Origin of the sequence: Escherichia sp. WS338 (genome assembly GCF_046486405.1) — a bacterium.
In the GTDB taxonomy this organism is placed as follows: domain Bacteria; phylum Pseudomonadota; class Gammaproteobacteria; order Enterobacterales; family Enterobacteriaceae; genus Escherichia; species Escherichia coli.
This window is the reverse complement of record NZ_JBJQLL010000001.1, coordinates 281,950-293,967: the sequence shown is the minus strand read 5'-3', so window position 1 is coordinate 293,967 and position 12,018 is coordinate 281,950. Positions and strand designations below refer to the sequence as shown.

General features: G+C 48.8%; 10 protein-coding genes, 1 tRNA gene and 2 rRNA genes. 4 read left to right on the top strand and 9 right to left on the bottom strand.

All coding sequences use genetic code 11. The features are described 5' to 3' along the window. The 3 genes from rrf (ACJHWT_RS01465) to rrf (ACJHWT_RS01455) form a co-directional block, all read left to right on the top strand. A 5S ribosomal RNA gene (rrf, locus tag ACJHWT_RS01465) occupies positions 1-103 on the top strand; the annotation flags it as partial. 14 nt (positions 104-117) lie between these two features. Beyond that, positions 118-193, top strand: a tRNA-Thr gene (locus tag ACJHWT_RS01460). A gap of 39 nt (positions 194-232) precedes the next feature. After that, positions 233-348, top strand: a 5S ribosomal RNA gene (rrf, locus tag ACJHWT_RS01455). A gap of 62 nt (positions 349-410) precedes the next feature. On the opposite strand, the gene ACJHWT_RS01450 is transcribed toward rrf (ACJHWT_RS01455), so the two are convergent. From ACJHWT_RS01450 to acrE, 7 genes are all read right to left on the bottom strand, one after another. Next, complete coding sequence (locus tag ACJHWT_RS01450) at positions 411-1,169, bottom strand: amino acid ABC transporter ATP-binding protein (protein ID WP_000078348.1); 759 nt, start codon at positions 1,167-1,169, stop codon at positions 411-413. Positions 1,170-1,176: 7 nt separating this feature from the next. Next, complete coding sequence (locus ACJHWT_RS01445) at positions 1,177-2,280, bottom strand: amino acid ABC transporter permease (protein WP_001318066.1); 1,104 nt, start codon at positions 2,278-2,280, stop codon at positions 1,177-1,179. A 9-nt stretch (positions 2,281-2,289) separates the two neighbouring features. Further along, entirely contained in the window at positions 2,290-3,471 is a 1,182-nt protein-coding gene (locus tag ACJHWT_RS01440) for an amino acid ABC transporter permease (protein WP_001318065.1), read from the bottom strand. Between the two features lie 67 nt (positions 3,472-3,538). After that, the gene (locus ACJHWT_RS01435; protein ID WP_000738596.1) at positions 3,539-4,564 is read right to left on the bottom strand and encodes an amino acid ABC transporter substrate-binding protein; all 1,026 of its coding nucleotides are present in this window, start codon (positions 4,562-4,564) and stop codon (positions 3,539-3,541) included. Positions 4,565-4,994: 430 nt separating this feature from the next. Then, positions 4,995-5,216, bottom strand: a complete 222-nt coding sequence (locus ACJHWT_RS01430) for a membrane protein (protein WP_000825639.1) — start codon at positions 5,214-5,216, stop codon at positions 4,995-4,997. A 252-nt stretch (positions 5,217-5,468) separates the two neighbouring features. Continuing rightward, positions 5,469-8,573 (bottom strand): multidrug efflux RND transporter permease subunit AcrF, encoded by a 3,105-nt coding sequence (gene acrF / locus ACJHWT_RS01425; protein ID WP_001273248.1) that lies wholly within the window; start codon positions 8,571-8,573, stop codon positions 5,469-5,471. An 11-nt stretch (positions 8,574-8,584) separates the two neighbouring features. Next, positions 8,585-9,742, bottom strand: coding sequence for a multidrug efflux RND transporter periplasmic adaptor subunit AcrE (gene acrE / locus ACJHWT_RS01420; protein WP_000160347.1), 1,158 nt, complete (start codon positions 9,740-9,742; stop codon positions 8,585-8,587). Between the two features lie 398 nt (positions 9,743-10,140). On the opposite strand from acrE, the gene acrS reads away from it, so the two are divergent. Beyond that, positions 10,141-10,803, top strand: a complete 663-nt coding sequence (gene acrS / locus ACJHWT_RS01415) for a multidrug efflux transporter transcriptional repressor AcrS (RefSeq protein WP_001129503.1) — start codon at positions 10,141-10,143, stop codon at positions 10,801-10,803. Positions 10,804-10,805: 2 nt separating this feature from the next. On the opposite strand, the gene ACJHWT_RS01410 is transcribed toward acrS, so the two are convergent. Beyond that, positions 10,806-10,985 carry a DUF2556 family protein gene (locus tag ACJHWT_RS01410; protein ID WP_001527795.1) on the bottom strand — a complete coding sequence of 60 codons (180 nt, stop codon included), beginning with the start codon at positions 10,983-10,985 and terminating at the stop codon, positions 10,806-10,808. Positions 10,986-11,068: 83 nt separating this feature from the next. Next, positions 11,069-11,953 (bottom strand): adenine-specific DNA-methyltransferase, encoded by an 885-nt coding sequence (gene yhdJ, locus ACJHWT_RS01405; RefSeq protein ID WP_001258942.1) that lies wholly within the window; start codon positions 11,951-11,953, stop codon positions 11,069-11,071. Positions 11,954-12,018 lie beyond the last annotated feature (65 nt).

Sequence of the window (12,018 nt, the reverse complement as noted above, 5' to 3'; positions counted from 1 at the left end):
GCGCGGTGGTCCCACCTGACCCCATGCCGAACTCAGAAGTGAAACGCCGTAGCGCCGATGGTAGTGTGGGGTCTCCCCATGCGAGAGTAGGGAACTGCCAGGCATCAAATTTAGCGTGCTGATATGGCTCAGTTGGTAGAGCGCACCCTTGGTAAGGGTGAGGTCCCCAGTTCGACTCTGGGTATCAGCACCACTTTTTAGGTTAAAGTTCGGCAGATTAGAAAAGAATTTGTCTGGCGGCAGTAGCGCGGTGGTCCCACCTGACCCCATGCCGAACTCAGAAGTGAAACGCCGTAGCGCCGATGGTAGTGTGGGGTCTCCCCATGCGAGAGTAGGGAACTGCCAGACATCAAATCAAGCGAAAGGCCATCCGAAAGGATGGCCTTTTTGCTTTTCGAACTAACATTCAATTAATGGATCACCTGCGATAAAAATGCCCTCGTACGCTCTGATTTAGGATGCGCAAAAAACTCATCCGGTGCAGCTTGTTCCACTATCTCCCCACGATCCATAAAAATCACCCTGTCAGCGACGGTTCGTGCAAACCCCATCTCATGTGTTACACACAGCATTGTCATACCCGACTGCGCCAGCCCAATCATCGTATCCAGCACCTCTTTCACCATCTCAGGATCGAGCGCCGACGTTGGCTCATCAAATAACATAATTTTCGGCTTCATACACAGCGAACGCGCAATGGCAACGCGTTGCTGCTGACCACCAGAAATCTGTCCGGGAAACTTCTGGGCATGTTCGGCAATTCTCACCCGCTCAAGGTAATGCAACGCCAGATCTTCAGCCTCTTTCTTAGGCATCTTGCGTACCCAAATCGGTGCCAGGGTACAGTTCTGTAGAACGGTCAGATGAGGGAAGAGATTGAAATGCTGAAAGACCATTCCCACTTCCTGCCTGACGCGCTCAATATTGCGGATATCTTCATTAAGTTCGATGCCATCCACCACGATCCGTCCCTGTTGATGTTCTTCCAGATGATTAATACAACGAATGGTTGTCGATTTACCGGAACCAGAAGGGCCACACAGAACGATCCGTTCTCCCGGTTGCACGGTTAAATTTATATTTTTCAAAACATGGAATTGCCCATACCATTTATTGACGTTTTCCAGCGTAATCATCGCGTTAGCAGGTTGCAGTAAAATTTGGCTCATAGTGTCCTCAATGCGGTGTACGCCCGGTGTTAAAACGTTTTTCCAGATGTTGGCTATAACGTGACATGCTGAAACAGAAGATCCAGTAGATCAGTGCGGCGAAAACATACCCTTCCGTCGACATACCCAACCAGGCGGGATCAACGGTTGCCTGCTGAACGCTACTGAAAAGATCGAACAACCCGATGATGATCACCAGGCTGGTATCTTTGAAAAGTGCGATGATGGTATTTACCAGCCCAGGAATCACCAGCTTCAACGCCTGTGGCAGAATAACCAGCCCCTGGGTTTTCCAGTAACCCAACGCCAGCGACTCTGCCGCTTCATATTGCCCTTTAGGCAGCGCCTGTAATCCGCCTCGCACGACTTCCGCAACATATGCTGACTGAAACAGGATCACGCCAACCAGCGCGCGGATCAGTTTGTCGATACTGGTGCCTTCTGCCATAAACAAAGGCAGCATGACCGAAGACATAAACAATACGGTAATCAGCGGTACGCCGCGCCAGAACTCGATAAAAATGACCGATAAGATACGCACAATCGGCATATGGGAGCGGCGACCTAACGCCAGTAAGATCCCCCACGGTAACGCCCCCGCAATCCCAACTGATGCAATAATTAAAGTTAGCGTCAGCCCACCCCATTGCCGGGTTTCAACCCGCTCAAGACCAAAAAAACCGCCATACATCAGCCACCAGACAATCAGTGGGTAAATCACTGCCCAGACCGCAATATAGCGACCGCGATGCGGGAGTATTTTCCAGAACATTGGTGCGATCGACACAAGCCCAATCAGTAATGCGAGGTTAATTCGCCAGCGTTGGTCGTGTGGGTAAAGCCCATACATAAACTGACCAAATCGTTCGTGGATGAAGACCCAACAGGCACCGGCTTTTGTGCAGTCGGCACGCGTTGAGCCAACCCAGTTAGCCTGCAAAAATGCCCAGTTCAGCAACGGTGGGATCAGTTCCCACATCAACCATATGCAGCCAATAGTCAGTAGGCTATTGCTCAAGCTGGAGAACAGATTTTTTCGCACCCACACCATCGCGCGGCTTGAGTTATGGCTCGCCGGGCGCGGGGGATGAGACAGCAATACTTTTGTCATCATGACTCCTTAGCGTTCAACGATCGCGATGCGGCGGTTATAGATATTCATCAGCAGCGAGATAGTCAGGCTGATAATCAGATAGACCGACATGGTCATGGCTATCGTCTCGATGGCTTGCCCAGTCTGGTTCAGCACGGTGCCAGCAAACAGCGAAACCATATCGGGATAGCCAATAGCGGCGGCAAGAGAGGAGTTTTTGACGATGTTGAGATACTGGCTGGTTAACGGCGGAATAATCACTCGCAGTGCCTGGGGAATAATGACCTGGCGTAGCGTAACCGGGTTGGGCAATCCCAGCGAACGTGCCGCTTCATGTTGACCATAAGGCACTGCCTGGATCCCAGCGCGGATAATCTCGGCGATAAATGCAGAGGTATAAACCGAAAGCGCCAGCGTTAAGGCTGCCAGTTCAGGAATTAAAACCATCCCGCCACGGAAGTTAAAGCCTCGTAGGGCTGGAACATCCCAGTGTAGTGCTGCGCCAAAAAGCCATTGCGCCAGTAAAGGCAAACCTATGATCAACACAACGGCGACCGGCCAGGTTCGGCGCAATTGTCCGGTCTTTATCTGGTACGTTTTATTAAAACGGAATAGTCCAACAGAAATGGCTATAGCAATAACAACAGTCAGGATAAACGCAATAAATCCGTCTCCCAGCTGCGGCGATGGAATATAAAGCCCACGATTGCTCAAAAAGGCCAGATCAAACGCACTCACTGCCTGGCGTGGTCTGGGCAAATTGCGCAACACGGCAAAGTACCAGAAGAAGATTTGCAGCAGCGGCGGAATATTACGGAAGATCTCAATATAAATTGTGGAAAGCTTTCGTAGCAGCCAGTTATCCGAAAGTCGCGCCAGACCGATAAAGAAGCCCAGAACAGAAGCGAATACAATACACAATGCAGAAACCAGTAGCGTATTGAGTAAGCCAACAATGAAAACGCGTCCGTAGGTATCACCCTGCTGGTAATCGATCAAATGCTGGACAATACCGAAGCCAGCGCCGCGATCCAGAAAGGCAAAACCTGAAGTAATGCCACGATTACTGAGATTCGTCACAGTGTTGTGAAATAGCCAACCAACAATTCCGACAACAGCAACAACGGCAAAGATCTGGAATAACCAGGCGCGAACCGTAGGGTTGGCAAAGGAGAGTGAGCCTTTAACGGTTGAGCGGCGATGAGACATAGAAACCTCGGAAAGCATAACGCTGAAGAGAGCGCCGCCGTAGCGACGCTCGTTACCTCACACCGACTTAACGCACGGGCGGCGCGTACTGAATTCCGCCGTTATTCCAGAGATTATTTTGCCCACGTTTAATTTTCAGCGGGCTTTCTGAACCTACGTTACGCTCAAAAATTTCCGAGTAGTTACCCACCTGTTTGATGATGTTGTAAGCCCATTTATTATCCAGCTTCAGATCCTTGCCGTAATCGCCTTCTTTACCCAGCAGATGTGCCATATCAGGCGTTGCTGGATTAGCCGCTTTTTCATCGACGTTCTGGGAATTGATGCCCATCTCTTCAGCATTCAGCATGGCGAAAAGCGTCCAGCGTACAATCGAGAACCATTCATCATCGCCACGACGAACTACCGGCCCAAGCGGTTCTTTGGAGATAACTTCCGGTAAGACAATCCATTCAGCCGGGTTGCTTAATTTGATGCGCAGGGCATACAGTTGTGATTGATCCGAGGCCAGCGTATCGCAGCGACCAGATTCCAGTGCCTTCGCTGATTCGTCAGAGCGATCGAAAGTCACTGGTGTGTACTTCATATTGTTTGCCTTAAAGTAATCGGCAACGTTGAGTTCGGTATCAGTACCCGCCTGAATACAGACGGTAGCGCCATCCAGTTCTTTCGCGCTTTTTAGTCCCGCTTTATCGTGCGTCAGGAAGCCAATGCCGTCGTAATAAGTGACGCCGGTAAATGCCATTCCCATCCCGGCATCGCGAGATGAAGTCCAGGTCGTATTACGGGAGAGCAAATCCACCTCCCCTGACTGTAAAGCGGTGAAGCGTTCTTTTGCAGTGAGCGGGGTATATTTCACTTTCGTGTCGTCACCAAATACAGCTGCCGCAACACCACGACAAACATCTACATCAATACCTGAAAACTTACCGTCAGCATCGGCATAAGAGAACCCAGGTAATCCATCACTGATCCCGCATTGCACAACCCCTTTTTTCTGAACGGCATCAAGCGTCGCGCCAGCATGCGCCTGATTTGCAACGGCAAGCAGCACGCTGGCGGCAGCCAGTGTGGCTATCATCATCTTTTTCATAATGCTTCCTGTGAGGCGAAAATTATCGTTATAGGACGTTTGGGAAACGTCTTTTACCTGTCTGTGGCCATCCTCTTATAAGCAAAAGTAGTGCCAGCTTTTGCGCACGATTTCGCGTCGCAATAAGCTGAGTGTAGGCAGGAAATAATAAAAACTGCGCCCCGCAATGGTGCGAAAATGAAACATGCGCCACATTTTGGCGCAAAATATTTACGCGTTTTTTACTAAGCAGAATAATGATTGTTAGCGTGAGTATATTTCTGGTGGGATGTGTGAAAGTTAAATTGATGCGTTATTTCGAAAGCAGTGAAATAACGTGATATAACATGCTAAATCAGCAGGGAATTACCCAGCAGAATATAGCAATATTTTATCTTATGGAAAGATACTGTATCGTTAAAAAGAGCGCGGAGCTCCGCGCCCTGTTTAGTTATTTCGACAGAGCGATGATCCCCATCGTCAGGCCAGCAACAGCTGCTGCCCCGCCGGCAATAGCCCCAGCCGTTTCCCAGTTATCCTGAGTCGTGCCTTTCATACAGGTATTGGTGTGAACCAGACGACCCTGATCGTCATAAACCGGAACGCAGGGCGAATCGTGCGCACAGCCCGCCAGCAATGCGGTGAGCAATGCCACAGGAATTAATCTTTTCATGGTGTTACCTCAGTAATAAACGCTAACGCTTAATAAGTTAACTCTCTTATTAACGAGCTGAATGCCATTTTATCACTGGAGGTTATAAATCTTGCGGAATGAATAATGACAAATTATGTGAATTGTAAAAATAGTGAAGGGAGCGGGAACTATAGAAAGTTTTTAAAGAGTGAGTAGAGGAATATCTTATTAATTTTTATGGGTTTCACTGGAAATAATAAAGGCACCCGAAAGTGCCTTTATGTTTCTGATTTATCCTTTAAAGCAACGGCGGATCACCACAAAGAACACCGGCACGAAGAAGATTGCCAGCAACGTTGCAGAAACCATCCCGCCCATTACCCCGATACCCACTGCGTTCTGCGCGCCACTGCCGGCACCGTTACTGATAGCTAGCGGTAATACGCCGAGAATAAAGGCGAGAGAGGTCATCAGGATAGGACGCAGACGCATACGTACTGCCATTAGTGTCGCTTCAACAACACCTTTACCCTCTTTCTCCATGAGATCTTTAGCGAACTCAACAATCAATATAGCGTTTTTAGCCGACAAGCCAATTGTCGTTAGCAAGCCCACCATAAAGTAGACGTCATTTTTTTGATTAAAGAGTGTCGCCGCCAGTAGCACGCCGACAATCCCTAACGGCACGACCAACATAACCGAGACAGGAATTGACCAGCTTTCATAGAGTGCAGCAAGGCACAGGAAAACAACCACAAAGGAAATTGCTACCAGAGCGGGAGCCTGGTTTCCCGATAAGCGTTCCTGATATGACATACCCGTCCAGTCATAACCAATACCAGCTGGTAATTGTGATGCAAGGTTTTCCATCAACGCCATGGCATCGCCGGAACTGGTTCCTGGCGCGGCTTCCCCCTGAATCTCCATTGACGGCAGACCGTTGTAGCGCTCCAGTCGCGGAGAACCATACACCCAATGTGCAGTGGTAAAGGCAGAGAATGGCACCATTTCGCCATTGGCGCTACGGACATAAAGTTTATCGACATCTTCTGGCAGCATACGAAATTTGGCATCCGCCTGAACATACACCTTTTTTACGCGACCACGGTCAATGAAGTCGTTAACGTAAGTCCCACCCAACGCTGTTGAAATGGTCTGATTGATGTCAGAAAGTGAAACACCTAATGCCTGCGCCTTTTCCTGGTCAACTTCCAGTTTAAACTGCGCGGTGTCTTCCAGACCATTAGGACGCACGCTGACTAAGCTGGCAGGATGTTGCGCCGCCATGCCAAGCAACTGGTTACGGGCCTGGGTCAGGGCATCATGACCCAGCCCAGCCTGATCAATTAACTCAAAGTCGAAACCCGTTGCCGTGCCCAGTTCAACAATGGCTGGCATATTGAATGGAATGACAAAACCGTCGCGGATCTTGCCCAATTCCATTTTGGCACGATGGATTACCGCTTCCGCACTGTTTTCGTCACCACTACGCTCTTCCCACGGTTTCAGACTGACGAAAGCCATACCGGCGTTTTGTGCCTGGCCGCTGAAGCTAAAGCCGTTAACTGTAAAGACACTTTCAACGTTCGCTTTCTCGTTCTTCAGATAGTAATCCGTCACTTGATCCAACACTTTTTGCGTCCGCTCTTGCGTCGCGCCAGCGGGTAACTGAATCATGGTCAGAAAGACACCCTGATCCTCTTCAGGTAAGAAGGAAGACGGAAGACGTAAAAACAACACCACCATTCCTGCAACAATCAGCGCATAGATCAGTAAATATCGCCCTGTGGAACCGAGGATTTTGCCAACGCTATTGGTGTAGTGATTAACGCTATGATCGAAAGTGGTGTTAAACCAGCCGAAGAATCCTCCCTTATTTTCGTGATGCTCGGCAGAGACTGGTTTCAGCAATGTTGCACATAACGCGGGGGTGAGAATCAGCGCAACCAGTACTGAAAGCGCCATTGCTGAAACAATAGTGATAGAGAACTGTCGATAAATTGCCCCTGTTGAGCCACCGAAGAATGCCATCGGAATAAATACCGCCGACAGTACCATCGCGATACCTACCAGCGCGCCCTGGATTTGCGACATCGATTTTTCCGTCGCTTCTTTTGGCGGGAGCTTATCCTCCATCATCACGCGTTCGACGTTCTCCACCACCACTATCGCATCATCGACGAGCAGCCCGATGGCAAGCACCATCCCGAACATCGTTAGTGTGTTGATGGAGTAACCAAAAGCGGCGAGGATGGCAAACGTCCCTAACAACACCACGGGTACCGCAATGGTGGGGATCAGCGTTGCTCGCATATTCTGCAAGAACAGATACATCACCAGGAACACCAGCATAATAGCTTCGAACAGCGTTTTTACCACTTCGTGAATAGAAAGCTGGACGAATGGCGTGGTGTCATAAGGGTAGAGAACCTTCATTCCCTGCGGGAAGAATGGCTGTAATTCCGCCAGTTTTGCCTTAATGGCTTTCGCGGTATCGAGAGCATTTGCGCCGGTTGCCAGCTTAATACCCAGGCCCGCCGCCGGTTTTCCGTTGATGCGAGCGATAACGTTATAGTTTTCACCGCCAAGTTCAACCCGTGCGACATCTTTCAGACGCACCACCGAGCCGTCACTGTTTACGCGCAGGGTCACTTTGCCGAATTCTTCCGGATTTTTTAACCGCGTCTGAGCAATAATCGAGGCGTTCAACTGTTGCCCTGGTAACGCTGGCGTTCCGCCCAACTGTCCGGCAGCGATCTGATCGTTCTGTACCTTCAACTGGTTAATCACATCAACCGGCGTCAGTTTATATTTGTTTAGCAGATCGGCGTCCAACCAGATACGCATCGCATACTGTGCGCCGAAAAGCTGTACGTCACCGACGCCATTCAGACGGCTAAGCGTATCTTTAACGTTAGAGGCCACATAGTCCGAGATATCGTCCTGTGTGGTGCCTGGGTTATCAGAGACAAAGCCCGCCACCATCAAATAGCTGCTACTGGACTTTTCAACACTGATCCCCTGCTGCTGAACCTCCTGCGGCAGCAACGGCGTGGCGAGCTGGAGTTTGTTCTGCACCTGCACTTGCGCGATATCAGGATCGGTCCCGGACTGGAAAGTAAGGGTAATTGTCACGCTACCGGCGGAATCGCTGGTGGAGGACATATACATCAGGTTATCGATACCGTTCATATTCTGTTCGATAACCTGCGTCACCGTATCCTGCACGGTCTGCGCATCAGCACCCGGATAGTTTGCCGAAACAGAAACCGCAGGCGGCGCAATGGTTGGATACTGGGCGACGGGCAATTGTAGGATCGCCAGTGCGCCCGCCATCATCAGAATAATGGCCAGCACCCATGCAAATATCGGTCGTCGAATAAAAAAGTTTGCCATGTCAGATTGCCTTACTTCGATGCAGTATCTGCGGGGGTATCGGTAGTGGCTTTAACCTGCTCTCCCGGACGCGCTTTTTGCAGGCCGCTGACAATGACTTGATCGCCAGATTTCAGACCTTCGCTAATCAACCATTTATCGCCAATCGCCTGACTGGCAACGACAGGGCGCGCTTCAACCTGGCTTTTATTGTTAACAATCAGCACGGTTGCATCACCACGTGGTGTGCGGCTAACGCCTTGTTGCGGGATAAGAATGGCGTCAGGTTGGACGCCTTCATCAATCCGTGCGCGCACAAACATACCCGGCAAAAGCGTATGTTGCGGGTTAGGGATGACGGCACGTAGGGTTATGGAGCCGGTGCTTTCATCAACGGTAACATCGGAGAATTGCAGCGTACCTTTCAGGGGATAGGTTTGACCGTTCTCCATGACCAACTCTACGTTGCTGGCGGCGTTTTCCTTATGCAGATTTCCTTGCTCTACGGATTGCTTCAGCCTCATAAAATCGTTGCTGGATTGGGTCACATCAACGTAGATAGGATCGAGCTGCTGGACAGTCGCCAGTTCGGTCGTTTGCCCATTAGTGACAAGAGCGCCTTCGGTCACAGTCGATTTGCCGATACGTCCGCTAATTGGCGCAGTCACTTTGGTATAAGCGAGATTGATGCGAGCGCTTTCGACTGTGGCTTTTGCGGCAATCACGGCGGCATCGGCCTGGCGAGCATCAGCAATGGCCTGGTCGTACTCCTGCTGACTGATGTATTTCGTACCCACGAGCGGAACGTAACGTTTTACCGTCAAATGCGCGATGGCGGCGGCGGCTTCACTTTTCGCCAGTTCGCCTTTCGCGCTGTCATAACTTGCCTGATAGGTCGCGGGATCGATCTGGTACAGGGACTGGCCTGCTTGCACATCGCTGCCTTCAGTGAAATTGCGATTCAGTACGATCCCGCTAACCTGTGGGCGAACTTCGGCTATACGGTAAGCATTGGTGCGGCCTGGTAATTCAGTCTTAACTTCTAACGGGGCCGTTTTCACAATATGAACGGTAACCTGCGGTTCACCGACGTGAGCTTTCTCTTCTCCCTTATCGTTACAACCGGCGATTAAAGCCGCGGAGATCAGAATAAAGGAGGGCAGGAGGAAAAACCTGGCATGTTTCGTCATTACTATTCCTCAAAAAACCAAAAGCGCGTTATTTGCCCAAAAAGGCAATGCGTTAACTCGCAGAAAGAAAAATACAGTTCGCTATCCTACAAATTATCATTCGTCGATGTAAGGAATAGTTATGAATACTGGCAACTCAAGGCACATAAACACAAAAAAAGATTAATATTCTACTGTTTTGTTTTGACGCGGAATGAAAGAGGTAGAATTAAAATCTCGTAAATTGAAATATGTATAGGCCAAGTGAATGTATTTTATGTAAATAATACATATCATTTATTTGACGATTTATAGCAACGCAATATTAGCCTCTCGTATAAATACACATTAGGTGATAGATTAACCTTCTCTATTTTCTCATCCTGTGTCGAATATATTTATTTCCTGAATAATTAATCATGGCAAAAAGAACCAAAGCTGAAGCCCTGAAGACCCGGCAAGAACTGATTGAAACTGCCATCGCCCAGTTTGCGCAGCATGGCGTAAGCAAGACGACGCTCAACGACATTGCCGACGCTGCTAACGTTACGCGTGGCGCTATCTACTGGCACTTCGAGAACAAGACTCAACTGTTTAATGAGATGTGGTTGCAACAGCCTTCATTGCGGGAGTTAATCCAGGATCACTTGACCGCTGGGTTAGAGCATGACCCGTTTCAGCAATTGCGTGAAAAATTGATTGTCGGTTTGCAATATATTGCCAAAATTCCCCGCCAGCAGGCGTTGCTGAAAATCTTATATCACAAATGTGAATTTAATGATGAGATGCTGGCCGAGGGAGTGATACGCGAAAAGATGGGCTTTAATCCGCAGACTCTCCGCGAAGTATTGCAGGCGTGTCAGCAACAAGGTTGTATAGCAAATAATCTCGATTTAGATGTTGTGATGATTATTATTGATGGTGCCTTCAGCGGAATTGTTCAAAACTGGTTAATGAATATGGCGGGTTATGATCTTTATAAACAAGCCCCCGCTCTGGTCGATAACGTATTAAGAATGTTCATGCCAGATGAAAACATAACGAAATTAATTCATCAAACGAATGAATTAAGTGTCATATAAATTCACATTCTGTCGTGAAAATTCAGTTCGTCACAGTTAACCAGTTTTAGTGGATTAACTGAGTTCATATTGCGGCATTTGTCTGTTTCTGTTGCCAGCAGTTCAATCCACTGCATCAGTAAAGTATCAAACAGAAAAACGAAGACAGCGAAAACGACGAGCCACCAATACTTGCGAATCATTACCTGAGCCTGTGCATGTTTAACCAAGTCTGGCAGGAAATATACACGAAATGAATAATCTGAAAACCAGGCTTACACTTCCTTTACTTTGCAATGAGATCGGGGTCAACTTCGCTTAACCTGCTTCGTTTTGACAGGTTGCCGGTCTTTCTTTTTTTCACTTTCGCCAGTTCTTCCGCAGAGTAATGCGACGCGACATCCAGCCGTCGAAGCCCCATTTTGATGTACTCGCTGTTGATCTCAATACCAATGAATTTTCGCCCACTGGCGACGGCTACGGCACCGGTAGTAAAGCTACCGGCAAACGGGTCGAGAACGATATCGCCTGGGTTGGAAGAGGCGAGAATAATGCGTTTCAGTAAGGCTTCCGGTTTTTGCGTCGGGTGATTCTCATATTCATCCATCAAATAACGCACGCGCGGAAAATCCCAGACGTTACCCGGTACTTTTTGATGATTGTAAGGCTGTGGAGGATTTTTGCGATAATCGATCAACGCGCGCTGCGATCCGGTTTTGGCTTCTACCAGAATAGCATCACCGTTGAACGTGTAGTTCTTTGCGTCTTTCACCATCATCAGGATGGGTTCGTACATGGAGCCGTAGTGTTTTTTCGCCTGCACTCCAGAACTGTCATATGACCAGACGATGCGACTTTTGATGGTAAAAAGCTTGCGGCACTGGAGATCGATAAAGGGCATGTTTTCCGTGCTGTTCATGATGTACATGCTGCCCTGCTTTTTCAGAACGCGGTGGCACTCTGCAATCACTTCAAACAGCCAGTCGATAAACAGATCTTCTTTCCAGGCTTCGATCAGACCATCAAAATTTTTACCGATGTTATACGGTGGGTCGGCAAAGATCAGATCTACACTTTCGGCGGGGATCTTTTTAAGTTCGGTTAATGCATCACCCTGGATGATGGTCTTTGCTTCATTACCAAATCGGGTCGGTTCACATCCTGTTCTCATGGTCACTCCCTTTGTGAGACCTATAAAAAAGGCGCTTCCCCATGCCGAGTAGCGCCTTTTTAATC